26 protein-coding genes are annotated in these 26,429 nt (G+C 51.4%); 9 read left to right on the forward strand and 17 right to left on the reverse strand.

The window, feature by feature from the left end; all coding sequences use genetic code 11:
- Positions 1–20: 20 nt before the first annotated feature.
- From rpoZ to ABD836_RS08585, 3 genes are all read right to left on the reverse strand, one after another.
- Positions 21–284 (reverse strand): DNA-directed RNA polymerase subunit omega, encoded by a 264-nt coding sequence (gene rpoZ, locus ABD836_RS08575; protein ID WP_344934624.1) that lies wholly within the window; start codon positions 282–284, stop codon positions 21–23.
- Positions 285–367: 83 nt separating this feature from the next.
- A complete protein-coding gene (gene gmk, locus ABD836_RS08580; RefSeq protein WP_344934627.1) occupies positions 368–985 on the reverse strand; it encodes a guanylate kinase in 618 nt (205 codons plus the stop codon).
- Positions 986–1,141: 156 nt separating this feature from the next.
- The gene (locus tag ABD836_RS08585; protein ID WP_344934630.1) at positions 1,142–2,041 is read right to left on the reverse strand and encodes a YicC/YloC family endoribonuclease; all 900 of its coding nucleotides are present in this window, start codon (positions 2,039–2,041) and stop codon (positions 1,142–1,144) included.
- A gap of 134 nt (positions 2,042–2,175) precedes the next feature.
- Here ABD836_RS08585 and rph point away from each other — a divergent pair, with 134 nt between their 5' ends.
- The gene (gene rph, locus ABD836_RS08590; protein WP_344934632.1) at positions 2,176–2,892 is read left to right on the forward strand and encodes a ribonuclease PH; all 717 of its coding nucleotides are present in this window, start codon (positions 2,176–2,178) and stop codon (positions 2,890–2,892) included.
- Positions 2,893–2,908: 16 nt separating this feature from the next.
- Here rph and ABD836_RS08595 read toward each other — a convergent pair whose 3' ends face one another.
- Positions 2,909–3,691 carry an exodeoxyribonuclease III gene (locus ABD836_RS08595; RefSeq protein WP_344934635.1) on the reverse strand — a complete coding sequence of 261 codons (783 nt, stop codon included), beginning with the start codon at positions 3,689–3,691 and terminating at the stop codon, positions 2,909–2,911.
- 336 nt (positions 3,692–4,027) lie between these two features.
- Between ABD836_RS08595 and pyrE the strand changes: the two genes are divergently transcribed.
- Both pyrE and ABD836_RS08605 read left to right on the forward strand, forming a co-directional pair.
- Entirely contained in the window at positions 4,028–4,681 is a 654-nt protein-coding gene (gene pyrE / locus ABD836_RS08600) for an orotate phosphoribosyltransferase (protein WP_344934637.1), read from the forward strand.
- Positions 4,682–4,731: 50 nt separating this feature from the next.
- The gene (locus ABD836_RS08605) at positions 4,732–5,388 is read left to right on the forward strand and encodes a hypothetical protein (protein WP_344934639.1); all 657 of its coding nucleotides are present in this window, start codon (positions 4,732–4,734) and stop codon (positions 5,386–5,388) included.
- Positions 5,389–5,477: 89 nt separating this feature from the next.
- Here ABD836_RS08605 and slmA read toward each other — a convergent pair whose 3' ends face one another.
- From slmA to coaBC, 4 genes are all read right to left on the reverse strand, one after another.
- A complete protein-coding gene (gene slmA, locus ABD836_RS08610; RefSeq protein WP_344934642.1) occupies positions 5,478–6,062 on the reverse strand; it encodes a nucleoid occlusion factor SlmA in 585 nt (194 codons plus the stop codon).
- 44 nt (positions 6,063–6,106) lie between these two features.
- The gene (gene argB, locus ABD836_RS08615; protein ID WP_344934645.1) at positions 6,107–7,018 is read right to left on the reverse strand and encodes an acetylglutamate kinase; all 912 of its coding nucleotides are present in this window, start codon (positions 7,016–7,018) and stop codon (positions 6,107–6,109) included.
- A 40-nt stretch (positions 7,019–7,058) separates the two neighbouring features.
- Positions 7,059–9,494: a phosphomannomutase/phosphoglucomutase gene (locus tag ABD836_RS08620; RefSeq protein WP_344934647.1), complete on the reverse strand. Its 2,436-nt coding sequence runs from the start codon at positions 9,492–9,494 to the stop codon at positions 7,059–7,061.
- 62 nt (positions 9,495–9,556) lie between these two features.
- A complete protein-coding gene (gene coaBC, locus ABD836_RS08625) occupies positions 9,557–10,762 on the reverse strand; it encodes a bifunctional phosphopantothenoylcysteine decarboxylase/phosphopantothenate--cysteine ligase CoaBC (RefSeq protein WP_344934650.1) in 1,206 nt (401 codons plus the stop codon).
- 99 nt (positions 10,763–10,861) lie between these two features.
- Between coaBC and radC the strand changes: the two genes are divergently transcribed.
- The 3 genes from radC (at position 10,862) to rpmG (ending at position 12,148) form a co-directional block, all read left to right on the forward strand.
- Entirely contained in the window at positions 10,862–11,536 is a 675-nt protein-coding gene (gene radC / locus ABD836_RS08630) for a RadC family protein (protein ID WP_344934653.1), read from the forward strand.
- Between the two features lie 193 nt (positions 11,537–11,729).
- Positions 11,730–11,966, forward strand: coding sequence for a 50S ribosomal protein L28 (gene rpmB, locus ABD836_RS08635; RefSeq protein ID WP_008252730.1), 237 nt, complete (start codon positions 11,730–11,732; stop codon positions 11,964–11,966).
- A gap of 11 nt (positions 11,967–11,977) precedes the next feature.
- The gene (gene rpmG, locus ABD836_RS08640) at positions 11,978–12,148 is read left to right on the forward strand and encodes a 50S ribosomal protein L33 (protein WP_008252729.1); all 171 of its coding nucleotides are present in this window, start codon (positions 11,978–11,980) and stop codon (positions 12,146–12,148) included.
- A gap of 90 nt (positions 12,149–12,238) precedes the next feature.
- Here rpmG and ABD836_RS08645 read toward each other — a convergent pair whose 3' ends face one another.
- From ABD836_RS08645 to ABD836_RS08655, 3 genes are read right to left on the reverse strand one after another with little or no spacing between them, the layout of a single operon-like run.
- Positions 12,239–12,796 (reverse strand): BON domain-containing protein, encoded by a 558-nt coding sequence (locus tag ABD836_RS08645; protein WP_344934658.1) that lies wholly within the window; start codon positions 12,794–12,796, stop codon positions 12,239–12,241.
- Positions 12,797–12,837: 41 nt separating this feature from the next.
- Positions 12,838–13,038 (reverse strand): CsbD family protein, encoded by a 201-nt coding sequence (locus ABD836_RS08650; RefSeq protein WP_344934660.1) that lies wholly within the window; start codon positions 13,036–13,038, stop codon positions 12,838–12,840.
- Positions 13,039–13,091: 53 nt separating this feature from the next.
- Positions 13,092–13,268, reverse strand: coding sequence for a DUF1328 domain-containing protein (locus tag ABD836_RS08655; RefSeq protein ID WP_344934662.1), 177 nt, complete (start codon positions 13,266–13,268; stop codon positions 13,092–13,094).
- Here ABD836_RS08655 and ABD836_RS08660 point away from each other — a divergent pair.
- Positions 13,260–13,586 carry a hypothetical protein gene (locus tag ABD836_RS08660; RefSeq protein ID WP_344934664.1) on the forward strand — a complete coding sequence of 109 codons (327 nt, stop codon included), beginning with the start codon at positions 13,260–13,262 and terminating at the stop codon, positions 13,584–13,586. The genes ABD836_RS08655 and ABD836_RS08660 overlap by 9 nt on opposite strands.
- Before the next feature lie 260 nt (positions 13,587–13,846).
- Here the strand turns inward: ABD836_RS08660 and ABD836_RS08665 are convergent, their stop codons facing one another.
- The 6 genes from ABD836_RS08665 to ABD836_RS08690 all read right to left on the reverse strand — a co-directional run bounded on the left by ABD836_RS08665 (position 13,847) and on the right by ABD836_RS08690 (position 21,479).
- Positions 13,847–14,479, reverse strand: a complete 633-nt coding sequence (locus ABD836_RS08665) for a histidine phosphatase family protein (RefSeq protein WP_344934666.1) — start codon at positions 14,477–14,479, stop codon at positions 13,847–13,849.
- Between the two features lie 41 nt (positions 14,480–14,520).
- Entirely contained in the window at positions 14,521–15,591 is a 1,071-nt protein-coding gene (locus ABD836_RS08670) for a hypothetical protein (protein ID WP_344934669.1), read from the reverse strand.
- Positions 15,592–15,674: 83 nt separating this feature from the next.
- The gene (locus ABD836_RS08675; protein ID WP_344934672.1) at positions 15,675–17,945 is read right to left on the reverse strand and encodes a hypothetical protein; all 2,271 of its coding nucleotides are present in this window, start codon (positions 17,943–17,945) and stop codon (positions 15,675–15,677) included.
- Between the two features lie 289 nt (positions 17,946–18,234).
- A complete protein-coding gene (gene argE, locus ABD836_RS08680) occupies positions 18,235–19,380 on the reverse strand; it encodes an acetylornithine deacetylase (protein WP_344934675.1) in 1,146 nt (381 codons plus the stop codon).
- A 123-nt stretch (positions 19,381–19,503) separates the two neighbouring features.
- Entirely contained in the window at positions 19,504–20,769 is a 1,266-nt protein-coding gene (locus ABD836_RS08685; protein ID WP_344934677.1) for an inorganic phosphate transporter, read from the reverse strand.
- A 32-nt stretch (positions 20,770–20,801) separates the two neighbouring features.
- On the reverse strand, positions 20,802–21,479 hold the full coding sequence (locus ABD836_RS08690; RefSeq protein ID WP_425583028.1) for a TIGR00153 family protein: 678 nt from the start codon (positions 21,477–21,479) through the stop codon (positions 20,802–20,804).
- 203 nt (positions 21,480–21,682) lie between these two features.
- Here ABD836_RS08690 and tfpB point away from each other — a divergent pair, with 203 nt between their 5' ends.
- Together tfpB and glnE are read left to right on the forward strand one after the other, a co-directional pair.
- Positions 21,683–23,461 carry a type IV pilus assembly ATPase TfpB gene (gene tfpB / locus ABD836_RS08695; RefSeq protein WP_344934680.1) on the forward strand — a complete coding sequence of 593 codons (1,779 nt, stop codon included), beginning with the start codon at positions 21,683–21,685 and terminating at the stop codon, positions 23,459–23,461.
- 18 nt (positions 23,462–23,479) lie between these two features.
- On the forward strand, positions 23,480–26,404 hold the full coding sequence (gene glnE, locus ABD836_RS08700; RefSeq protein WP_344934682.1) for a bifunctional [glutamate--ammonia ligase]-adenylyl-L-tyrosine phosphorylase/[glutamate--ammonia-ligase] adenylyltransferase: 2,925 nt from the start codon (positions 23,480–23,482) through the stop codon (positions 26,402–26,404).
- Positions 26,405–26,429 lie beyond the last annotated feature (25 nt).

The raw sequence follows: 26,429 nt of genomic DNA on the forward strand, positions 1-26,429 counted from the left end.
ACGCCCCTTTCAGACGCGAATTACAGTGACGCGGCGCCCAATTCAGCGCCCAGATCGATTTCTGGATCGTCGTCTTGGGGGTTGGCGGCCATCACCTGCTCGCGAGTGATTTTGCCTTCGGCTAGCTCACGGAGCGCAATCACTGTTGGTTTGTCGCCTTCTTCCGCGACCAGTGCAGCCTTGCCGCCAGTTGCGAGGGCGTGAGCACGTTTGCTCGCGACCATCACTAATTCAAAGCGGTTATCGACAGCTTGTAAGCAGTCTTCAACAGTAATTCGAGCCATGATGTGTTTCCTACAGACTAAACAAAATCAGCGCACAAATTGCGCGCTGTTAATTACTTTGCAGTCTAACAAAAAGAAGTGGCTTATGACAGTAGCGCGCGAAGTAGCTTGGCATGACGGTCCTGCTGTTTATCTAATTGCAGGCGTCGGGCGCGGATAATTGACTCTAAGTCGGCGAGTGCCACATCAAAATCATCGTTAATCACCACGTAATCCCCCTCAACGTAGTGCGACATCTCCGCCACAGCGGCGTCCATGCGACGCTGAATCACGCTGTCGTCGTCCTGGCCGCGATCAGTAAGGCGCTCATTTAGGGCCTCTCGTGACGGCGGCAGAATGAAAATAGCGATCGTTTCCGGCATTAAGCGGCGTACTTGCTGCGCACCTTGCCAGTCGATCTCCAAAATAACGTCTTCGCCGCGGGCCAGCTCAGACTCAACCCACTGCTGCGAGGTGCCATAAAAATTATCAAATACCTGAGCGTGTTCTAAAAAAGCCGCCTTGCCCAGCATCTCGTGAAACGTATCGTGGCTGATAAAGTGATAATTCACGCCATCTTGTTCGCCGGGGCGCATGGGACGCGTGGTGTGCGATACCGACACACTAAGTTGTGCAGTCCGCTTGAGCAGCTCCGCGACCAAACTGGTTTTGCCGGCCCCAGAGGGCGCTGAAATGGTATAGAGCGTGCCTTGACTGTGCATAGCGACGGGGTTGTCCTCTTTATTGTGTTCGCGGTGCTGCCGCGCTCGTTAGGTTTTAGATTATACGGCCAGTTTAGCAAAGCTTAGCGGAAGCGGGAGCTGCAGTTTAGTGAAATTAAGTCGCTGTAGGAAGTCGGTCATTTCGGCATTTAATTTTCACTCGATGTTCTGGATCTGTTCCCGCATCTGTTCAATCAACACCTTTAACTCTACGGCAGCCTGTGTGCTTTCAGATACCACCGCCTTTGATGACAAGGTATTGGCTTCGCGGTTGAGCTCTTGCATTAAGAAGTCGAGGCGGCGGCCGCTGGCGCCGCCTTTGCTAAGTACGCGGCGCACTTCTGTTACGTGGGTGTCGAGGCGGTCGAGCTCTTCATCTACGTCAGCTTTTTGGGCGATAAGGGCAATTTCTGCTTCTAGGCGCTCGGGGTCGAGTTCAACTTGGAGTTCGGCTAGGCGCTGCTGGAGTTTTTCGCGTTGGGCGATAACGATGCTGGGCATTTTGCTGCGAATATCGCCGACGATGGCGCTGATGTTGTCTAGGCGCAAGGTGATGAGGTCGGCGAGGGCCTGACCTTCGCGCTCGCGATTGGCAATGTGTTCGGCGAGAGCTTGTTGAAATCCTTCAAGCAGCTGACTGCTAATGGCGTCGCCGTCAACGCTTTGAGGTTCTAGTACACCGGGCCAGCGCAGTAGTTCAAAGACATTTATAGGCGCAGCGTGGGCGATATCGGATTTGAGTTTATTGGCGGCGTCGAGGATTTGGCCTGCGAGCACATTGTTGAGTTGTAGCTCCTGTTGCTGGCTGTGAAGTTGGATTTTTAGGGCGCACTCGACTTTGCCGCGTTGCAGGCCTTTGCGGAGTGCATCGCGGAGGCTGGGTTCGAGGTTGCGCCAGCTCTCAGGTAGTTTAAACGACAGTTCCAGGTAGCGATGATTGACTGAGCGCAGCTCCCAGGTGGCACTGCCCCAAGGGTAGTCGGATTGCTGGTGGGCAAAAGCGGTCATGCTGCAGGTAGTCAATGTCTTCCCCTTGCGAATAATTAGAATCACCATTCTAAACTTTTTAGCGTTGTTCTTCAGTAGCGATTTACTTTTGTTGCTTGTGTTGGTCGGTGAGAAGTTTGGGGCGGGGCTGGGTTGGCAGGTATAATCCGCGTCACTCTTATAAACGCCAATGGAATATGATGATGACACGACCGAGCCAGCGCGCCAGCGATGAAAAACGTCAGGTTACAATTACTCGCAATTACACCTGCCACGCGGAAGGCTCTGTGCTAATTGAAATGGGCAATACCAAGGTGATTTGCACCGCGTCTGTACAAAACAGTGTGCCGGGCTTTTTGCGTGGTAGCGGCCAGGGCTGGGTAACGGCAGAGTACGGCATGTTGCCGCGTTCAACCGGCAGCCGTATGGATCGTGAGGCGGCGCGAGGCAAACAAAGCGGCCGCACGCAAGAGATTCAGCGTTTGATCGGCCGCTCACTGCGTGCCTCGATCGATTTGAAGATGCTGGGCGAGAACACTATTTACTTAGATTGCGACGTTATTCAAGCCGATGGCGGTACCCGTACGGCGTCTATTACCGGTGCCTACGTAGCATTGTCGGATGCCGTGGCAAGCCTGCAAAAGCAGGGTTTGATCACCGGTAACCCTCTGCAGCAGCAAGTGGCCGCAATTTCGGTAGGGGTTTATCAGGGTTTGCCGGTACTGGACTTGGATTACGCCGAGGACTCCAATGCCGAAACCGATATGAATGTGGTGATGGACGATAAAGGTGGGGTGATTGAGGTGCAGGGCACAGCCGAAGGCGCAACGTTTAGCCGCGCTGAGATGAATGCGATGATGGATCTAGCAGAAAAGGGTATTGCAGAGCTTATTGCCGCTCAGCGAGCGGCGCTGGTCTGATTGATGCAGAGAGCCTTTAAAAGGGGCTCTCTGGCAATTCAAAGTCATAATCCATAATCACGGGTGCGTGTTTGCCAAACTGCTGAACCTTGTAAATGGCGCCGTACTCTACGCGCGGTGTCATGTGCTCAGAAGTTATTTGGTAGTCTACCCGCCAGCCGTTAGTGCCGGGCTCGCCATCGGGCCACCAGCTAAATTCGTCGGGATCATTGTTAATTAGGCGGAAAGCATCTGAGTATTGCTGTTCGCGAAACAGGCGATCCAGCCACTGTTGTTCTTCTGCCAGACTACCGGGCTTGCCGTGATTACCGCGAATATCTTGGATATCGATGCCGCGATGGGCGATATTCCAGTTGCCGCAGATGATGAAGTCACGGCGTTTATTGCGCACTTTCGTCAGGTGATTGCCGAATTGCTCGAAAAACTGATTTTTACGAATTAGACCAGCGCTGTCGCCTTCTTCGGCGGTGGGAGCCAGTAAGCTACCAATGCTGATATTGTCGAAGTCGGCCTGAATATAGAGGCCGTCCATGTCAAAGTCTAAAAACCCCAAACCCGTCATGATTGCTTTAGGGAGTTTGCGACAATAAATGGCTACACCGTTGTGTTTGCCGTCGGCAGCATCAAAGAAGTAGGGGTTGTAGTCGCGCGGAAAGTAAACGTCGTCGCGTAATTTGTATTCGGCAATGCCCAGATTCTGGATGCATATAATGTCGGCATCCTGTTTAACGACCCAGTCGAAAAAGCCTTTTTTTGCAGCATCTACAATGCTGTCAGCGCAAAAGCTGATGATTCTCATGTGTTTCCTATCGTGTCGATAACGAGGCCGTGGTGACCAAGCTTTTAGCATTGAGGTAAGTCGTTATAGCGAGTCAATACGCCAAACCTCAATACAAAAGTGGCGTTCAGCAATAGCGTGGCTGAATTTTCGATATAAACAAGGTGTTAGACTACAATGAAACCCTATTGACAACAATCACAGTAGGGAATATCTGTAAAAAAACACCGGATTGATAGCCGAGGTTCAGTATTTTTAAGGACTTTTGCCGGCATTTCGTGTCGTAGGTGAGGTTTTCCTCATAGCTGGGTAAAATAGCCGGCTACCTACTCGAACTATTGGCTATTGGACGTATTGATGAGCATTAAACCCTATCAGCAACAATTTATTCAGCAGGCAATTGCCAGCCAAGCCCTGTGCTTTGGCGAATACACGCTTAAATCTGGGCGTGTTAGTCCCTATTTCTTTAATGCCGGACGTTTTAGCAGTGGCGGGGCGCTGGCCGCACTGGGTCGTTGCTATGCCGACGCCATCATCGCGTCTGGAATTCAGTTCGATGTGCTCTTTGGCCCCGCTTATAAAGGTATTCCCTTGGCGGCGGCAACGGCTTGTGCGCTGGCCGAGTATCATCAGCGTGATGTACCGTATGCCTACAACCGCAAAGAAAAGAAAGACCACGGTGAGGGTGGCAGTCTTGTTGGTGCTCCGCTCGTTGGACGGGTACTGATTATTGACGACGTTATTACTGCGGGTACGGCCATTCGCGAAGCTATTGCTATGATTACCGCCGAAGGCGCGAGTGTTTCGGGTGTAGCTATTGGCCTTGACCGTCAGGAACGGGGGCAGGGTGAGCGCTCAGCAATCCAAGAGCTTGAGCAAGATGCCGAACTGGCAGTGGTAAGTATTGTCGGATTAAACGATATTGTGGCTTATTTGTCGCAGTCGGCTGGCGACGATGATCTAGTTGCACGTATCAATGCGTATCGTGAACGTTATGGTGTTGCTATATAAATAGCGTATTTAGTGACGTAGTGTCCTCGGGGGATAAAAGTATAGTGATTGTGGCCCGCTTTTTAATGGTATTAGCGCTGTGCTGGTCTGGCTTCTATGCGGTTCAAGCCGAAGCTCAGAGTATTTACTATCGCTATCCTGGCCCAGATGGAACCGTGGTGATCGATACCAGTGTTCCGCCTGATGCCGTGCCCCGGGGTTATGACATTATTCGTCTCGATGGCACCGTCGTTAAAACCATTGCGCCAAAATTGAGCGAGGCTGAGCGCAAAGCCCGCGAATTGGAATTTGGCATTGAAGAGGCCAGAGCGGCAGCCGATGCTAAAACGCGTAAGTGGGACGAGTCGCTTTTATTGCGTTATAGCAATACCCAAGATATCGACGTCGCAAAAAAGCGTGCGCTTAACGATATAAAAGTAAGGATTTCGATCTTAAAGAGTAATCTCTCGGTAATTAAGCAGCAGGTTTATAGCAATCAGGCCGAGGCTGCCGAGCTGGAACGCCGCGGACATAAGGTGCCCAGCGAGCTTACCGACACGCTCGCGTCTCTGCGTCGCGAACTGACTACCACAGAGCAGCACATCACGGCGCGCCAAGAGGAGTTAGAGCAGGTTGCCACCAACTATGAGCGCGACAAAGCGCGCTTTGCAGATTTGCAAGAACAGGTGGAGTTGCGTCGGCACTATTACGCTAAACCCAAGAAGTAGCCGCCACGCGCCGACGAGATAGATTAATGCGATATCACCCGCATTAATCTAGTATTGAATTCACTCCGTCCTGAATCTGGCTTTTAGGTTTAGCGAAATATCGTTTCACTCAGCAGTTGCCACTGCTCGTCCCAATTGTCAGTGGGTAGGCGTTTAAAGTCGCTGCGCACAAATTGGCCTATACGACCTTCGGCGGCGGCAATTAGGATATTGGCCGTGCTATTCGCAGTGATCCGGGTGCGTAGGCCTTCACGGATTTCTGCTTCGCGTAAAATTTGTTTTAGCTGGGTCTCGAGACGGTCGTAAAACTGCACGACTCGGCCCCGTAGGCGCTCGTTTTCGCCTGCCAAGGCATCGCCATTAAAAATGCGCGTAATGCCAGGATTGCGCTCGGTGAAGGTGAGGAGCAGTTGCAGTATCTTGGCGATCTGCGCGAGGGCTTGTGCTTCCTCGTTCAGGATCATACTGACCCGGCTGAACACGGCGTCTTCGACAAATTCTATTAAACCCTCGAACATTTTGGCCTTGCTCGGAAAATGCCGATACAGTGCCGCCTCAGACACCCCCACTTCTGCCGCTAACTTAGCTGTGGTTATGCGGGTACCGGGCTGGGTTTCGAGCATTTTGGCAAGTGCTTGAAGGATTTCTTCGCGTCGGGATGGACGTTTATTCATAGGGTGTAGATGACCTTGTGATGCTGGGTTAAGTGACCCCGGGTTTAATCGAGTTCACTCTGGGTATTGGTGATCAGGGTGCCAACGCCGGTGTCGGTGAAGATTTCCAGCAAAACGGCATGCGGTACGCGACCGTCAATAATATGCGCGCTTACCACACCCGCGTTAACCGCCGACAGTGCACAGCCGATTTTCGGTAGCATGCCACCATAAATGGTGCCGTCAGCAATAAGTGCATCAACCTGTTCGGTGCTCAGGCCAGTTAATACCTTGCCAGACTTATCGAGAAGCCCTTCGATATTGGTGAGTAACATCAGCTTTTCGGCTTTGAGTACTTCGGCAACTTTGCCTGCTACCAAGTCGGCATTGATATTGTAAGAGGCGCCGTCTGCACCTACGCCAATCGGCGCGATAACCGGGATGAAATCGCTATTCACCAGCATATCCAAAACTTCAGTGTTGATTTTTTCGACTTCGCCGACGTGGCCGATATCAATAATTTCAGTTTTAGCTAAGTCTGGGGTGCGCTGAGTAACTTTGAGTTTTTTGGCGCGAATGAGCTGACCATCTTTGCCGGTAAGGCCGATGGCCTTGCCGCCATTGCGGTTGAGCAGAGACACAATTTCTTTGTTTACCGAGCCGCCTAAGACCATTTCGACCACGTCCATGGTGGGGGTATCGGTGACGCGCATCCCGTCAACAAAGTGGGATTCAATGGCTAGGCGTTTCAGCAAGTCGCCAATCTGTGGGCCGCCGCCGTGAACCACGATAGGGTTCATGCCGACCAACTTCATTAACACGATGTCGCGCGCAAACTGCTCTTTGAGCTTGTCGTCGATCATGGCGTTGCCGCCAAATTTGACCACAATCGTTTTGTTGGTGAAGCGCTGGATGTACGGAAGTGCTTCAGTAAGTACGCGGGCGACATCCCCTGCGGCGGTGCGACTCATAGACATAGCGGAATCTCTTGCGGTCGGTGGCGGAAAAAGACGCCTATTAAAGACTATCTGCCAGCTTGGGATCAATCCTTGCCAGCAAATCCTTGAAATCATTCTGGATTCGGCCCAGTGCGGCCTCGCTGTCGGCTTCAAACCGTAGTGTAATGGCCGGACCGGTGTTGGAGGCGCGTATTAAGCCCCAGCCGTGGCGAAAGTCGGCGCGCAGTCCGTCGATTTCAGTGAGGGTTACCTCAGCAAAATCCTGGTTTTCGGCAAAGGTTTCAACAATGGCAAATTTGCGGTCGTCGTCGACCGGAATAATAATCTCTGGACTACTGAGCATGGAGCGTTGGGTGTTGAGAGAGTCGTCCATGCTGCGTCCAGCAAGGGTGAGTATTTCTAATAAGCGCGCGGCGGTGTACATGCCGTCGTCAAAGCCATACCAGCGCTCTTTGAAGAAAATATGGCCAGAGAATTCTCCACCCAAAAGCGCGCCAGTCTCGGACATTTTGCGCTTCATATAGGAGTGGCCGCATTTCCACATGGTAGGTTGGCCGCCGTGCTCAATAATGAGTTCAGGTAATAGCCTTGAGCATTTGACGTCGAACAGTATTTCGGCGCCGGGGTTGCGTACCACCATGTCTTGGGCCAAGACCATCATTAGTTGGTCGGCCTGCGGGCATTTTCCTCTTGCGGTTACCACGGCAACGCGGTCGCCGTCGCCGTCAAAGGCGATGCCGATATCGGCGTGATTTTCTGCTACGGCGGCGCGCAGCGCGGCGAGGTTTTCGAATACAGTAGGATCCGGCGGGTGGTTGGGGAAGTTGCCATCGGTTTCGCAAAATAGCGGGATAACTTCACACCCTAACTCTTCAAATAGCGCGGGTGCAATGTGGGCTGTAGCGCCATTGCCGGCGTCGATGACGACCTTCAGGGTTTGGGCGATGACGACGTCACCGCAAATACGATCGATGTAGCGCTGCTCGATACTGTCGTTAGTTAAACCGCCTTGACCCTGTTCAAAGTCTTGGCTTTCGATGCGCTGGCGCAGGCCTTGAATATCTTGGGCGCTTAAACTTTGGAAATCGAGGCTGATTTTCATGCCATTGTAGTGACTGGGGTTGTGGCTCCCCGTGATCATTATGGCGTTGCCAATATTAAAGTATTGGCAGGCATAGTGAAGCATAGGGGTGGCGAGCAGACCGAGGTCAATGACGTCTACGCCGCTATTGAGTAGGCCTTTCACGACCGCTTGGTGAATTCGCGGGCTGCTTAGCCGGCCATCGCGACCAAGTAGAATTTTACTTTGCGCGCGACTTAGCGCTTCGCTCGCGACCGCGCGGCCAATGGCTTCGCAGCTGCTGTCATCGAGTTCGGTATCGGCAATGCCGCGTATATCGTAAGCACGGAAGCAGTTGACTGCGAGCGGCTTGGACTTTCTTTTAACGCCTTGCTGTATTTCTGCAAGTGGTGGCGAGCTGTCTGGCGCAGGGAAGTTGTGACGATGAACCGCGACATTGCCGCGATTAGCCGCTAATTTTTTCGCTAGCGCCTTTTCTAAGTCAATAATCTCAGTTTGTGCAGATTCTTCTGGACTGATTTTTTTGGGTGCAGGCACTGCGGGCTTTGGCATGCGGAAGCCGCGAACAAAAAAGACGGCATGGCTTGCCGATATAGCGGCAATACAAAACATGCAGACCAGCCATAAAAGTGTGCTGTCTGAGCGTAAATGCTGCACTGTTTGCGGCTGTGGATATACCTGTAGGGTCCAGCCTGGAACAGATAAAGCCCTGCTTTGCATTGACTCAGGGTAATCCCGGTTTGCTGGTCGAATAACAACATCACGCCGGGTTTTGTAAGTTTGAATCAGTTCGTTGGTGACGGTATTGCCGGCAAGGCTTTTCAGCATTTTCTCAAAATATTTGGTGCTAAAGCTAACGATAATCGCGCCGTGTTTGTCGACCTTGGCAACGAAGGAAATAAACCAGTCTTTTTTATGACTGTAGGCCTCAATTACAATGCCGTCGCTATTCAGGCTTTTGCGCAGCATATCTATTTCGATATTGTTGCGCAGCCGTGCAGTCTCGCTGCGTTCGTCGGCGATACCCTGGGGGCCAATAATAATAATTTTGCTGTCGACGGCTTCGGGGAAGGCGCGTTGCAGTGCCTGCTCAAACTCGCTTCGCGCGGCGAGGTCCTTGGCGTTAAGGGCTTTGCTGAGTTCGGTATTGTCAGTTTGCTGGGTGATGCGAGCGCTGAGCTGGGCTATTACTTCACGAATAATGACGCGCTGATGATCGGCACTATTGGCGGTCACGGTAGTTATGCGCTGGCTTAGGGCCCGTGGCTCCTCAAAATTTTGAATCCAATAAAATGCGGCGCCAACGGCGCTAATGCTGAGGATGGCCGAGATAACGATGTCGCGTTGTAGTACTGAAAACCGCGATGCATTTTTAAGTGTTTCTGGAATCGTTTTTGATGCTTTTTTACTCATCGCAGCTTTGGTGTCGTCCTGATGGTTTTAATACTTATAATGGAAGGCTACAGGCAAGCTGTCTAGCTCTGTACGTTAAGAAATTGCTGAGCTATCAGCTGGATCAGCTGTGCGGCCAATTGGTTCTTGCCCATTTGCGCAATGTTCTGCTCGCCGTTAGCGGTTAAAACCGTCACGGCATTGTCGTTGGCATTGAAGCCGATACTGGTGTTAGCAACGTCATTGGCCACGATCATATCAAGCTTTTTACGTTCGAGCTTGCCTCGCGCATAGCGGAGCAAATCTTGGGTCTCGGCGGCAAAGCCAATGGTAAACGGGCGCAGGCTGTGACTTGCAACAGCGCTGACTATGTCGGGATTCCGGACTAAATCAATGCGCATACTGTCATTGTCTTTTTTAATCTTTTGATCGGCGCAATTATTTGGCCGGTAATCGGCAACGGCAGCGCAGGCAATAAAAATCTGGCACTCGCCCATCATCGCCATCGCGGCGCCATGCATATCTGCTGCGCTGATAACATCAATTCGTTTAACGCGATCTGGGCAGGGCAGGTTGGTGGGGCCACTTATTAACGTCACCTGTGCGCCGGCGTCGGCAGCGGCGCTGGCTAAGGCGTAGCCCATCTTGCCGGAGCTGTGGTTGCTAATATAGCGCACTGGGTCAATTGCTTCCCGGGTTGGGCCTGCAGTAATGGTTAGCTGTACGCGGTCCAATAGGCGGCTATTAAACAGGCCTGCGCAGTGTCGGGCCAAGTCTTCGGCTTCTAGCATACGGCCGGGGCCGATATCCCCGCAGGCCTGCTCGCCGGCGGCAGGGCCCAAAAGCGTAATGCTGCGGTCTTGTAGTGTTTTGACGTTGGCTTGGGTGGCGGCGTCCCGCCACATGCCCTGATTCATTGCTGGTGCAAGCGCGATAGCGGCGGGGGTGGCAAGGCATAAGGTGGTAAGTAAGTCGTCGCCGCGGCCATTGGCGAGTCGGGCCATAAAGTCCGCCGTGGCCGGGGCGACAAGAATAAGATCTGCCCAGCGTGCTAGTTCAATATGGCCCATACCGGCTTCGGCGGCGGGGTCGAGCATAGTGGTATGCACCGGATTCCCTGATAGTGCCTGCAGGGTGAGCGGCGTAATAAATTCCATTGCGGCGGCCGTCATCACCACCCGCACGTCGGCGCCATGGTCTTTTAAACGGCGGATCAGCTCTGCGCTTTTATAGGCGGCTATGCCGCCGGTGACGCCCAATAGAATATGTCGGTTGCTCAGTTGTTTCATGTTGCGGTGTCGTCATCGCTGTGTTTGCCGGTATTATGAAGATTATCGGCGCTGGCGACCACCAGTGCAATAAATCGTATGCTCACCAAGGAGGGTGATATGGCGATCACGGATTGGCCTGCAGATGAGCGGCCTCGGGAAAAGCTATTGCAACGAGGTGCGCATGCCCTCGCTGACGCGGAGTTGCTGGCAATATTTTTACGCACCGGTGTGAAAGGCAAGTCAGCAGTTGATTTGGCGCGGGAGCTGTTAGCTGATCATGGCGGTTTAAGTGCGTTAATGGCCGCTAGCCAAGAGCGCTTTTGCCGCTCCCACGGTTTGGGTGATGCTAAATTTGTACAGCTGCAGGCTGTTGTCGAGATGTCGCGCCGTTATTTGGCAGAGGATCTGCGTCAGCGGCCGGTCTTTGCCAGTGCAGCGACCACGCGCCAGTTCCTATTGGCTCAGCTCCGCCAAGAGGTACGGGAAGTCTTTGCAGTATTGTACCTAGATAACCAGCATGGCCTGCTTCTTTACGAGCCGCTCTTCTACGGAACGATCGATGGCGCTGCGGTGTATCCGCGAGAAATCGCCCGTCGCGCTTTGGAGCTGCACGCGGCGGCGTTGATTGTGGCCCATAATCACCCCTCCGGCGTGGCCGAGCCTAGCGACGCCGATGTGCGGATCACCAAAAGAATCCGCGAGGCCCTAGCATTACTGGATATCCGCCTATTAGACCACTGTGTGGTGGCCGGTCCAGAGGTGATTTCCTTGGCTGAGCGGGGCTTGCTCTGAGTAAAATTTTACAGTAAAACTTGCGTGCTTAGGCCCCTTCTGGTATAAAGTCGCGCTCCATTTGGGCCGTGTCCGGGATTCACATCTTCTTAGGACTCCCGAGTATAGGTAAACGCGCGGCGGCCCGGTTTGAACCTGATTTTATAAACCTTTTGCACCGCGCATGCGGATAAAGGTTGAAGAGGCGACTATCATGTCTAGAGTATGTCAAGTTACTGGCAAGCGTCCGGTAACCGGAAACAATGTATCACACGCAAAAAACCGCACCCGTCGTCGTTTTTTGCCAAACCTGCACAGCCACCGTTTTTGGGTTGAAGCAGAGAAGCGTTTTGTCACTTTGCGCGTTTCTAGCAAAGGCATGCGTATCATTGACAAAAAGGGTATTGAGGTCGTTTTAGCTGACCTTAGCGCCCGTGGCGAAAAATTCTAAGGAGTCTGCTCATGGCTAAGAAAGGCGCAAGCGACAAAATCCGTCTGGTTTCCAGCGCGGGCACAGGTCACTTCTACACGACCACTAAAAACAAGCGTAACACCCCGGATAAATTTGAATTTTCAAAATACGATCCAGTGGTACGTAAGCACGTGATGTACAAAGAAGCTAAAATCAAGTAACTCGTTATTGAGTTGATTTTTAGTATTCGAAAAAACCGCGCATTGCGCGGTTTTTTTATTGCTGCCGATATATTGTTGTTTCGGTGCAGCTTAGTTGATCACCCGTAGATTGTCTTCAACATTGCTAACATAGTCAAAACCCTTGGCAATTTCGATTGCTAAGTCGTGGGCTGTGTCGCTCCTAACTGTGCCAGTGAGCATCACTTTACCATTTTTGGTGTCTACATCGATGGCAGTGGCTTCAATGTTATCGTTGGCCGCGTACTTAATATTAATGCCTGCTGTCGTGCTCAGGTCGTGCCAAGTGCGGCTAAATTTTTGACCAGCGCGCGCGGTTTTGCTGGTGTATTTAGGGTCGACTTCAATTCTATTGTCGACTGATTTTACGCCGTCGACATTTTCAGAAATTTGCCCGGCCAGATCTTTTTCTATTTCGCTGCTTACGGTGCCGCTCAATATAGCCGCAGACTTATTAACGGTGGTGTCGATCTCGAAATTATTGAGTTCGTTATTGAGCATGAGTGCGGTTTCGATTTTTCCGTCTAGCCAAGCATCATTCGTTTTTCCCTGCCAGTCGTTGGCTAATACGGGAGTAATACTAACTGTAGAAAGAACAATGGCGCTCGCAAGTGTCTTTTTAAAATTCATATTTTTCTCCTTGATTTCCGGGTTACGTATTTGAGACGTACTTATGATAATTTATTTTTCAATTCATAAAACTGACGTTCGGCCTCGTCTTTTGCTATTCCGTATCGTTCCTGTATAGCGCCGATAAAGCGCTCGTTATTTGCTTGTGCCTGACCGATTTCGTCGTCAGTTAAATCGGCCCATTTTTCCTTGATATGACCCTTCAACTGCTTCCACTTACCTTCTGTGATATCGTGATTCATAATTTTCTCCAGTTGGTGAAAGGTATTTCGTTATTAATGTAAACGAAAAACCGCTAGAAACGGGGAGGTTTTCCCCGTAGTACCTGAGCAATCATTGAAATAGCAAGTAATGCCAAGAAAACAAAAAATAATATTTTGGCGATGCCCGTTGCTGCGCCAGCAATGCCGCTAAAGCCTAGCGCAGCTGAAATAAGGGCGATGACTAAAAAAATGAGTGACCATTGCAGCATAGTGACTCCTGTTTTATTGCAGTATTAATAAACAAAATATTATTTGTTGTAGTAACTCTGACCATCGTGGTGGGCTTAGTTCAAAAAAACATTTTTCAAATAATAAAAAATCTTATATTTCTCGTTGCTGTCGAAATTTCTAAATTATTTAAAAATGTCGGAGACATTGATGTGGGAAATATCAAATTGTCGAGTTATTTTTACTCAGAAAATAATCATAAAAATGTCGATGGCGCAGCAGTGTGCGGACATGAAGACATTGATCTCGCTGAGAAAATCACAGGTAGCAGTGGTTCAGCGTTTAACGCAAAAAATTAGCCGACAACAATACCGGTAGGTGCTTCGTCGGCGATCTCTGCGCTATCGTCGCAAACTTTTGGATACCAGCGTATCTGTTGGCTGCGTTTGGCGCTGGAGAGGGTTTAGGTTTGTGAACTGATTGTACAAGGAGGCGCTCAGACCTAGCAGCATAAACGCGACGTGGCGTGATTTGCCGCCGCATACTGATCGCACTTGTGGAGCAAGTACTCAGGCCAAACGGCTGTTATTATGAAAAATCACAAGACGAGCCGAAGCGATTAGGTCTGCGCGGCGGATGAATCTTCAAGGTGTTTGCTCAAGTTAAAGCTGATTAGTTGCTTGGTGTTTAAACAGATTTCCGTAAAGGCAGTATTGCTCTTGCTGTATTTGGGCCACAGACGCGTGTCGCCATCAAGGTAGTGCGCGAGTGCAATGCTGATGGTCACGCCGTGGGCAACGATAACCGCATTGTCGTTGGGGTGCTTGGCGATAATCTCATCTACTGCGGCAACGATGCGCTCGCGGACCATATCCTGAGACTCACCATTTGGCGCAGCGAAGTGGGGGTCGTCAATAAGCTGCTGAACGACATTGCCTTCCTCTGTCAATTCGACAAACGTTTTACCCTCCCAGTCGCCTAGATGAAGCTCCATTAATCGCGGGTCGTGTATAACTGACAGATTAAATGTTGATGCAATGGCTTCGGCAGTGATACGCGCTCGTTGCAGGGGGCTGGTATAAATGACATCGGCACGAAGGTATTGCGGGAAATAAGCGCCTAATAGTTGCGTTTGATTATAGCCTTCGTCCGTTAGTGCTGTATCGGTGTGGCCGTGCCATACCTTATTGATATTGGCAAAGGTCTGGCCGTGGCGGACAAAGCAGAGTCGGCCTGAATATGGCTTGGTCATGAGGGCTACCTGTGTAAACGTGGTGTGGATTATATCGCGGTTTACAACAGGAGGTTTACACCGAGTTGTATTTCCAATGCTTTAGCCTCCTCCCAATCGAGCGAATCGCTGCGTAAGCCAATATTAAAATATTCACCGGATAGCCCTAGGCCCCAGGCGGCGCTACGCAAATCATAGTTAAGCTGCCAAATTTTATTTTGCCAGCGTGTTTGATAGCCGATGCGCGGGAAAATGTGTCGATCATAGGAAAATAATTCACTGTTTAGTTTGCCCCTAGCGTTAAGCTGATAGCTGGCTCGTAATGTATAACGCGCCGCCAAACGCTGGGTTTGATCGCGGTACCGCTCCACGCCGCTGACGGTGGGTTTGGTGTCGATTGTGCCGTTTTGGTCAAAGGAAATGTTGTCGGTATTTGCAGTGGCCGTGGTGTAGGTAAGGTCTCGGTATTGGATGAACGACAGGATATCGCGGCCGCTAAAATTAATATCAATCGTTTTATTTAATTGCCAGTTAAGATCAATATCGAGTGAAGCGCCGTGGCCGTCGCTGTCCTCTTCAGGTCGGTCCAGTAAAGTGTCACGGCTATAGCCGTAATTGAGGTAGAGCTGAGCTTGATAGCCGTCTTCAAGGGTGTTTAATTGGCCTTTTAAGTAGCCGTCGGTGGTATGGGTTGCACGCAAGTAATTAAGTCGTGTTTTTAAAGAGAGCTGCTCATTAAATTCGTAAAAATAGGCGGCACTTAAACCCCAGGCACGAAGGTGGTTGGGACGCAGGTAAACATCGTAATGCGTGTTTTGCGGCAGGGGCAAATCGTTGCGCTGTAAATAGGTCAGCTGGCCGGTGTCTTTATTAAATTTCAAATAATAGTCATAGCGATAAAAATAACTAAATTCAAAATTATTTTTGCGTACACCTACTTCAGCTTGATTGTGAGTAAAGGCGTACTTGCCAGATTTTAAAGGCGCACCATCAAGGTCGTGAATCATCTGTTCTATGGGTGCGGCGGGGCTGTAACTGCTACTTTCGATCTGAGAGTAATATTCAGTGTCTAAGGTGGTGGCAAAGCTTAGTAGGGAATAACTGCCAATAATAAGAGCGATAACGGCGCGCATACTGAATTTCCACGAGGGATCTTAATTAAAGTGACGGGATAAAAAAGGGAGGCAAAAGCCTCCCTTAAGCATGCCAATCGTACTTACATGAGCGTTTCAAAGCTACCGTCCGAGTAGCGAACTAGCGCTGCACCTGAATCGTCACCCACATCAGCGAACTTCTCATCATCGACACTAATGGTGCCGCTTACGCTGGTTTCGTTATCGACTTCGGTTTCAGTCAATACTAGCGTCACATCATTGTGATTACTGATGGTTACCGAATCGCCGCCCTCGTAAGCCAAGTTAAGTTGCTTGCCACCGTAGATTAAATCGAGGCTGCCTGCGCCGCTCTCTAACCCAGTGCGGTTGGCACTAAAGTTCACATTGATGTCATCCGCGACCCCAGTCAGATTGATATCAAAAATGATGCTTAAGCTAGCCATTGCATAGTCTTGCTCGGTCTCTTCCTTGCATTCGTAAGTGAAGGTGTAGGTGAAACCGTTCTGATTGTTATAGCTATCAATTGATTCACAGCTTTCATCGATATTGCTTAAGCTGGCCGCTAGTGTGGCGCTGATAACGTTGTTACTGCTGTCACTAAACTCACCGGAAAGGGTGATGTCCAGGCCATCGATCATAAAGGTTTCGGTATACTCTTCGGAATCGCTGTAATTTACCTCGCCAAAAGAGTTGTCATATTCACCTTGGTCAGAGTAATTAAGGAGATCAAGTTCAATACTCATGTCGCCGGTAAAGGATACAGGGTTGTCACCACTCTTTTGCGATAGAATCACGATAAGATTGGCTGCAGCATCTTCTACTGTGACAGTGTCGTCCCACGTTTCGTTGTAGCTGGTCAACGTCTCCGTTTCCGTGCTCTCGTCGCTGTAACTAAATGAGCCGTTTAGTGATGAGCCTTCTTCAATTGAAAGTTTGGCCGAACTGCTTTCTGCACTGCCAGACACGCTGAGATCAAAGCTGGCAGTACCGGCGCTTTCATAGGTTGTGCTGCCATCAGTATTCTCAGTCGTGGTGGGGTCTTCTTCATTGATGATAGTGCCGTTCACCGCGTTTAAGGCAAGTGCAACAGTGGTTTCGCCTACGCTCACGTCCTGGTTAATCGTATAGGTTTCGGTGTCGCCGGAAACACTGATGCTGACGGTAATACCATCGGTAGTCGATGTGCTTGGCTTGGTGCCTTCCGCATCCTCATATTCAGCAACGGCATTGGCTATGGCGTTTATAGCAAGGCCCATGGCTTCGGCGACGATGTCGCCATCATCGGCAAATACCTGTGCGGCAAGCTCAACTTGATCAGCAAAAGCAGCTTGATTTTCAGTGATAACGCCAGCGTTGGCAAGGTCGCGCACTTGCTTGACAAAGGCTTTAGTGGCAATAAGGCCGTCGCTGCCGAGGTCGTCGGGAATATCGCCTTGGCTAGCGGTGGTGCTACCATTTTGTTCTGCATCGAGTTCTGCTGCGGTGATATCGGTATCGGCGCTTTCCAGTTCTTCGCTATTGATACCATTGTTATTCATTGTGTTGATAAGACCCAGTGCCACTTCTAATAATTCTTCAATGGTCACTGCTGTGGATGCAGTGGTCTCCTTGTCGGCCATACCCCCATTCTTAAATTGATTGCTTAATGTCGCAACTGCATCCTCGAGTGATAGACCAGAATTTCCATTTAAGGTGGCGGCAATGGCGGCAGCGGCTTTTAAATTATAGGCAAGTGCGTCCTTTGACGCGCTGCTGACGGCATCGGCATTGGTGATATCGACAATCGCTTGACTGATAAGGCCGCCGCTTATACCTAGGCGGTTGGCAATTTGTGCATTAGATGCCAGTGCGGCTGCTGACGGTTGGGCACCACTAGCTACTTTTTGTAGCGTCAGCTGCGACGCGATGTCGGTAAGTGGTGTAACGTTGACTGTGACCGAGCCTGAATCAGCTTGCGGCAATGTCGCGGCCATGGTGAAGGTGGAGGCCAGTGGGTAGGTGTCGCCGAAAAGTACCGCAGTGCCATTTACGGTGCCGCACTCGGCGATGTCGCAGCGCATCGTTGTGCCGTCGACGGCACTAATTTCAATAAAGAGTGGGGTGCCTTCAGTATAGCTACTGTTGAGTGTCAGGCTATACGTGCCATCTTCAGCGGTCACCGCTGGCTCGGCAAGTGGTGTGGCCCTATCTACTGTGCCGTCGGCAGCAATCGGGTAGGCATTCACGGTGCCGCCAATAATAATGCCTTTGGACGTTGTGCCGCCAACGCTGTTTGACGCAGTAGATTTGCTGCTGTCGCTACCGCAGGCAGCGAGGCTTGCGGCAATGGCCAAGGGAAGTAGGAATTTTTGGAACTTAGGAATTTGACGCATGGAACATCTCCTTGTTTACCTATGTCGGCAGTATGTCACTGCGGTTAACATCCCTATAAAACATTGGACTCCTGCCCAAAGTACTAACACTTCAATGTGTCCGCGTTGGTCGACTAGGTAATTATTGATTTTTATGAGTAGTGGTGCGGTGTAATCAAGAGGAATAGCAATGAGCAATCAAAAGAAAACACATTTTTATTCGCGAGCGATAAAACACCTCAGCGCTATTAAGGTTTAGCGGCTAAGTTTGGCAAATTCAAGTATTTCTAGGAATTAGTTGGCCAAAGCCTTAGCCGCAGTAGCGCTGGATCATCGCTTGCAATACATCAATCGTTGGCTGAATTTGATCTAGCGCCATAAATTCGTCGGGCTGGTGGGCTTGGTCAATTGAGCCTGGCCCCATAACAATAGTTTGCAGGCCAAGTTGTTGAAAAAATGGCGCTTCTGTGGCGAAACCTACAGTGCCGGCAGGCTGTCCGGTCAGTTGCTCTACCAGTGTCACTATGTCGGAATTTTCCGGCTCTTCGTAGGCCGCTAAGCCTGGCATTAAGGCGCGTAAGCCGATATTAATGGCGCGGCGTTCTGCCACAGGGGTGAGCACTTTCTGAATCAAGGCGTCGAGTTCGCCGTTGTCCATGCCGGGGGTGGTGCGAATATCAAAATGCAGTTCGCATTGCCCGCATATGCGGTTGGGATTGTCGCCGCCGTGAATACAGCCAAAGTTCAAGGTCGGGGTTGGTACGCTAAAGCCGGGGTGTTGGTATTTTAGCGCCAATTCTTGCCGCAGTTGCATCAGGCCACTCATAACCTCATGCATGGCATCCATGGCATTGTTGCCGAGCAGCGGATTGGAAGAGTGTCCAGAGCGGCCGGTGATAGTTATGCCCTTCATCACAATGCCCTTATGGGCGCGCATAGGCTTAAGGCCGGTGGGTTCGCCAACAACGGCATAGCGAGCACCGGATACGTCGGCGTGAACCAGGGAGCGCGCGCCGTCCATACTGCTCTCTTCATCGGCGGTGGCCAGAATGATGAGCGGCGCATTTAGGGGCTTTTCCAAAAAGGGCTTTAGCGCTTCTATTACGATAGCGAAGAAGCCCTTCATATCGGTGCTTCCGAGGCCGTATAAGCGACCGTCGCGTTCAGTTAAGGCAAAGGGGTCGCTATGCCAAAGTGAGTCGTCACAGGGTACCGTATCGGTGTGGCCAGCGAGCACTAAGCCGCCACTGCCGCTGCCGAGGGTGGCGATCAAATTGGCTTTATTGGGGTTTCCGGCGATAGGCAAAATACGGATAGCGAAGCCGAGGGGCTCTAGCCAGTTGGCCAGCCGTTCAATAACCTTGATGTTGCCCATATCGCGGCTGGGTAGAGTAGAGCTTACTGAGGGGAGTTTGACCAGCTCCGTCAGCATCGACAGAACATTGTTTGTGCTCATAGATTTCGCCATTTATCGCTGTCGCCGCAGGGCGATTGAGAGGATATTGTAGCGAGTCGAGCAAACAATAGCAGCGGTTTGTACTGATATTGTTTGCTCTGCAGGGGCGTCTAAAGAAAAACCTTAGAGGAAGATTCCCTTAAAGATGAAAAAGAACACAATCGCCAAGCCGGCACCGGCTGGCAGGGTGATAATCCACGACATAAATATATTACGAATAACACTGAGGTTTAGCGCAGCGATACCTCGCGCTAAGCCCACACCTAATACCGCGCCCACTAAGGTGTGCGTGGTTGAGATCGGGAGGCCGGTCGCCGAAGCAATAACCACGGTTGACGCCGCGCCTAACTCAGCAGCGAAGCCGCGGCTAGGCGTGAGTTCCGTGATTTTAGTACCCACGGTAGCGATAACCTTAAAGCCGTAGGTAGCCAAGCCAAAGACAATACCACCGGCACCGACCAGTAATATCCAGCTCGGCAAACTCGATTTTGCGCCGATCTCGCCGCCAGACTGAATTACGCTAACGACTGCAGCAACCGGGCCAATGGCATTGGCCACATCGTTTGAGCCGTGTGCAAAGGCCATGGCGCAGGCAGTAAATACCATTAAGACTGCGAACATACGCTCCACACTAGCGAAGCGGAAGCGGCCATCGCCTGTCGATACATCCTTAATACGGCGTAAAAACAGTTGGCCTATACCGGCAACAATAATCCCTGCAATAGCGGAATAGCCTAGGCATTGCTGGAAATTTAAGCCTAAGCCAATGTGTTTAAGGCCTTTGGTCATGGTGACCATGGAGATCATGAAACCTACGAGAAAGAGGTAGTAGGGGATGTACTTCTTGGCGGCTTCAAAGGGGTTTTGGGTGTTCAGAATCAGGCGCTGAGCGCTAAGAAATATACCAAAGGAGATGGTCCCGGCCATTACTGGCGAGACAACCCAGCTGGCGACGATCTGGCCAACCTTGCCCCAGACTACAGCATCGCTGTCGATGCCTACGGCGGCGAAGCCGACCAGCGCGCCAACAATCGAATGCGTTGTGGAGACTGGCCAACCCATCATACTGGCAACAAATAGCCAAACACCGGCGGCAAGCAATGATGACAACATGCCGAAGACCAGTAAGTCGGGACTGTCGGCGACGAAGGCGGGGTCGATAATACCTTTGCGAATTGTTTCGGTCACTTCGCCACCGGCGAGATACGCGCCGCAAAACTCAAAGAGCATGGCGATTAAAATCGCCTGTTTAATAGTGAGCGCTTTGGCGCCCACCGAAGTACCCATTGCGTTGGCAACATCATTGGCGCCAACGCCCCAAGCCATAAAAAAGCCAAAAAGGCAGGCTAAAATAAGCAATAACTGCCCGTGTTCAGCAATAATTGACATGTAATTTCCTTCTGTAAGCTTGTGCCAGCTGTTCAGCGAGCAATAACAATTTGCAGACGCGAGCCTACTTTCTGTGATTTATCAGACAATTCGCCAATTAGCGTGATGGTTTTATACATAAACATCACGTCGACCGGCGGCAGGTCTTTTTCGATGACATAGAGTGCGCCGCGAATTTCAATTTGTAATTTGTCGGCGGAGTGCTCTAGGCGATCCAGCTCTTCAATCATGGTTTCAACTAGGCTGACTTCGCGGCCCCGGAAACCGGTTTCCAGCAGTTCATCGAGCTCTTCTATGGCTTTCATGGCCTGGGCCGAGGTGGCGATCGCCAGCGAAACATATTCGCTTAGCGGCGTCGCCAGCGACATGGGGATCTGCATTTTGCGGCCGAGCATCAAGCCGGCAATATCCTTGCTGCAGTTGGCGATGCGATCTTGCATACTGACCAAATCGAGCAGGTCGGCACGGGGTACGGGTAGGAATAGGTTATTTGGCAGTTGCAGGCGCACTTGTTTTTTGAGTTTGTCGGCCTCGTTTTCGAGGTCAACGATGACTTGTTGGGCCTTCTCAGCCCGCTCCCAGTCGTCGGCTAGTACAGCGTCAATAAAGGGCTTGAGTGCGGCAGCACAGGCTTGTGCCTGTTTCATGTGTTCCTGTATCGGTTCGAATGGAGATTTTCCGAACAGATGGCCCAGCGAATTTAATGGCACAGTGCGACTCCTGTTTATCGTCAGTCGTATAAGTTCGGCGGATTATACTGACCTCGGCCACGGGTAACCAGTTTTTAACAACGCGCTGTTACAGGGGTGTAATTTGCTTGGGACTTGCCATAATGCAAAGGTAGTTCTGGATGCGCGTCACTTGCGGTGAATTATTCAGCGCTGCCCAAATATAACAAGGGGTTAGCTCGGCAATGCAAAGCCAAATCGTGAAAACAGGGCCATTGGAAACCACAGGGCTGGTGCGGCAGTTAATAGCCGATGGCGTTATTGACGCTGGTAGTGCCAAGCGTTTACGAATGAGTCCGCCGCGCAACGGCGACAAAATCCAACATGTACTTAATTATATTGCCGGTGAGCAATTACCGGATCTGTCCCGGCAGGGCCGAGTGCTCAGCATCGATAATCTGCTAGATTGGCTGGCCGGTCACTGCGGCCAAGCGGCAATGCGTATTGATCCCTTAAAAATCGATGTGCCCGCGGTCACCGAAGTCATGTCCTTTGCCTTTGCCCAGCGCCATCGTATTTTGGCGGTCGCCGTTAACGCCAATGAGGTAGTCATTGCCGGTGGCGAGCCATTTGTGAATGCCTGGGAGGCAGATTTACAGCAAGTTTTGCGTAAGCCTATTCGGCGGGTGATTGCCGACCCTGAGTCAATTGACCGCTTCACCGTCGAGTTCTATAGCTTGGCGAAGTCAGTTCGTGGTGCCAGTGGCGACAATAATCGGCGGGGAAGTGCCAGCAACAATCTTGAGCAATTGTTGGAAATCAGCAATTTAAAAGACCTCGATGCCAACGATGGTCATGTCGTGAATATTGTCGATTGGCTGCTGCAATACGCCTATGACCAGCGCGCCAGTGATATACACATAGAACCGCGCCGAGAGCAGGGCAATGTCCGCTTTCGCATTGACGGTATCCTTTATAATGTTTACGAACTACCCGCGACGGTGCTGACCGCCGTGGTGAGTCGTCTGAAAATCCTCGGCCGTATGGACGTTGCTGAAAAACGCAGGCCCCAAGATGGCCGCTTAAAAACCAAGAATCCCGGCGGCGATGAAATTGAGCTGCGTCTGTCGACGTTGCCCACCGCCTTTGGCGAAAAAATGGTGATGCGGATCTTTGACCCAGAGGTATTGCTGCGCAGCTTCGACGAGTTGGGTTTGCGCGGTGAGGACCGTCAGCGCTGGGATGGCATGATTCGCGCCGCCCATGGCATAGTTTTAGTGACCGGCCCCACTGGCTCGGGCAAAACCACCACCTTGTATTCCAGTCTCAAGCAAATTGCTACCTCCGAGGTGAATGTCTGCACTATTGAAGACCCAATTGAGATGGTTGAAGACGCGTTTAACCAAATGCAGGTGCAGCACAATATCAATCTCGATTTTGCCGGTGGGGTGCGGGCACTGCTGCGCCAAGACCCCGACATTATTATGATTGGCGAGATCCGCGATTTAGAGACTGCCGAAATGGCGATACAGGCAGCGCTTACAGGCCACTTGGTCATCTCGACCCTGCACACCAACGACGCGCCGTCGGCCGTCACTCGCTTGTTGGAGTTGGGTGTGCCAGCGTATTTGATTCGCGCCACCGTACTTGGGGTGATGGCGCAGCGCCTGGTGCGAACTTTGTGTCCCCACTGCAAAGTGGCCACTGAGCTAAATGAGACTGACTGGACCACGCTGACTGCGCCGTGGAAAGTCGCGCCGCCAAAACAAGTATTTCATGCGCCGGGCTGTTTAGAGTGTCGGAATACCGGGTTTTATGGCCGTCAGGGTATATACGAAATTTTACCCGTCGAAGGCTCGATACAAGCGGCCATTGGTGACGATATAGAGCTGGATAACTTACGGCGTTTAGCGATGAAAAATGGCATGCGCACCTTGCGGCTTAGCGGCGCTCAAAAAGTCGCCAGAGGCGAGACGACGATTGCCGAAGTATTGCGTGTGGCGCCGCCAGTGCAAACCCAATAATTAGAACGAAGAGGCAATATGACGACAGCAGATAAGCTGGGATTGCGAACAGATGAGTTGCCGGCGGCGCTGCTTGCCGGTGTTGAACAGCGTTGGCAGGGCTTGCTTGAGCACTGTGATAGTGGGCAGTTTCGTGAACAAGGCGAATGGTATAGCCGCTTTATAGGTTCACCTCGACGCGGAGAGCTGCTGCAAGCATTTGCCTGTAGTCCGGCCTTATTTGAAATTTGTGCTCGTCATCCAGATTGGCTGCCGAGCTTAGAAGCCAATGGCTTGCTCGAGAATTCTATCGCCCCACATAGCTGGCGAGAGGAATTGCGCGCTGCCTGTGTAAATTGCGCGACGGCTGAGGAACTTGCGCAAATACTCCGCCAGTTTCGTAATAGGCACTGGCTGCGCATTGTTTGGCGAGACCTAAATCGCCTGGCAGAGATGGAAGAAACCGTTGCTGATTTATCGAATTTGGCTGAAGCCTGCGTAGATGTTGCGCTTGATTTTTTACATCGTCAGCTATGTGAAGAGCGCGGAGAGCCGCAGTCTAAAGCGGGACATCCCCAGCAATTGGTGGTGATCGCCATGGGCAAATTAGGCGCTGGTGAGCTGAATTTATCCTCGGATATTGACCTTATTTTTACCTACCCAGAGCCCGGCAACACGGTTGGTGCGGCGCGCAGTGTGGACAATCAGGAGTTTTTTATCCGTTTGGGTCAGCGTTTGATAAAAGCGCTGGATACCCGCACCGCCGATGGCTTTGTGTTTCGGGTAGATATGCGTCTACGGCCCTATGGGCAGAGCGGCCCGTTGGTGATCAGTTTTGATGCCCTTGAAGAGTATTACCAAGACCAGGGTCGGGACTGGGAGCGCTACGCCCTTATTAAGGCACGTTGTATTGCCGGTGACCGCGTGGCTGGGGAACAATTATTAGATCAGCTACGGCCCTTTGTGTACCGACGTTACTTGGATTTTTCCGCGATTGAATCGCTGCGGGAAATGAAGGCCATGATCCAGCGCGAGGTACTACGCCGTCAGTTGCAGGACAATATTAAGCTGGGCGCAGGTGGGATTCGCGAAATCGAATTTATCGCCCAGTGCTTTCAGCTGATTCGCGGCGGGCGGGAGCCGGCCCTGCAGGCATTGGAATTACAGACCATTTTAGGTGAGCTGGCGCGCCAGCAGTATTTGCCCGGCGAGGTGGTAGCCGAGTTGCACGATGCTTATCGCTTTTTGCGTAATACCGAACATGGTATCCAAGCGGCCCGCGATCAGCAAACACAACAATTACCGAGCGAAGATGATGAGCGCTGTGCGCTAGCATTGGCAATGGGTTTTGATGGCGACTGGGCTGCTTTTGAAAGCGAGTTAAGCGCGCACCGCAGTAGAGTGAGCCGCTGTTTTGCGAATGTGATTGCGCCGGCCGAGACCGAGCATGAAAACCCGCGTTTAAGTCATGACCGCTGGCGGACGATGCTTGATGATCTGCAGCTAGATTCAGTGCGAGAAACCCTCGAAGAGGCAGGATTTGACGCAGCGGAGGAGGCGGCGCGCTTATTGGTAGCTCTGTTAAAAGGCGCCAGTGTGCAGCGTATGCAAGGGCGTGGGCGCGACCGACTGTACGCCTTGTTGCCCTTGTTGCTAGAAGATTTAGGGGGAGTGTCGGCGCCAACGGCGACCTTGCTGCGCCTAATTCCCCTCATTGAAGCGGTGCTGCGCCGCACCGCCTACTTGGTTTTGCTCATCGAAAATCCCGGAGCCCGGGGGCGTTTGGTTGAATTGTGTGACGCCAGCCCGTGGATTGCACGTCAGCTTGCCGGCCATCCGGTGCTGTTGGATGAATTATTAGATGCGCGCAGCCTGTATTCCGTGCCCGAGCAAAGCGCGATGGAAAGCGAGTTGCGCCAACAGTTATTGCGTATCGAAAGTGATGATCTGGAAGCCCAAATGGAGGCTTTGCGATATTTTCGTCTTGCCCACGTATTGCGCGTGGCCGCTTCGGAGGCCACCGATAGCCTGCCGCTAATGAAAGTGAGTGATTACCTCACTGCGATAGCGGAAGTGGTGTTGGCGGCGGTATTGGATATCGCTTGGCAAAACTTGGTGGATAAACACGGTAGCCCAGCGCCGGCGGGGGATGATCGCCGCCACTTTTTGGTGTTGGGCTACGGGAAGCTGGGTGGTATCGAGCTAAGTTACGGTTCGGACCTCGACTTGGTGTTTTTACATGATCTACCGGCCAATGCGATGACCGATGGCGCCAGACCAGTGGATGCGGGGTCATTTTTCACCCGCCTTGGTCAACGCATTATTCATATTCTTACCGCGACAACGCGACTCGGTGACCTGTATGAGGTTGATATGCGTCTGCGACCTTCGGGTAATTCGGGCTTACTAGTATCATCTTTCACTGCGTTCAGCGAATACCAGCATAAGCAAGCGTGGACCTGGGAGCATCAGGCATTGGTGCGGGTGCGTGCCGTTGCCGGCGACGACGTTTTGGCGAAAAAATTTGCCAAATTGCGCCAGCAAATTTTGTGTATTCCCCGAGCTCAGGACGAGCTTGTTAGCGAAGTCATTGCCATGCGCCAGAAAATGCGCGATCACTTGCTGTCTGGAGTGAATAAAAGTGCCGAATTTGACCTTAAACAAGGTGAGGGAGGTATCGTTGATATTGAATTTATGGTGCAATATGCCGTTTTAGCATGGTCACATCAGCACCCACCGCTTACACATTACACTGATAACATCCGCATACTGGAATCACTGAATAATAACGGTCTGATTTCGAGCGCGGATACCCAGGCACTGATTGACGCTTACAAGGCGTTTAGAAGTCAGGCGCATCGCCTCAGCTTACAAGAGCAGAAGGGGCGGATTGCCATTACGGCATTGGGCGCGGAGCGGAAAAATGTCAGTCGACTCTGGCAGCAACTGATGTTGTCTACTTAATTTTGTTTTTTTGCTTGCCCGCTTA

It is taken from the genome of Zhongshania borealis, from assembly GCF_039539625.1.
Lineage (GTDB): Bacteria > Pseudomonadota > Gammaproteobacteria > Pseudomonadales > Spongiibacteraceae > Spongiibacter > Spongiibacter borealis.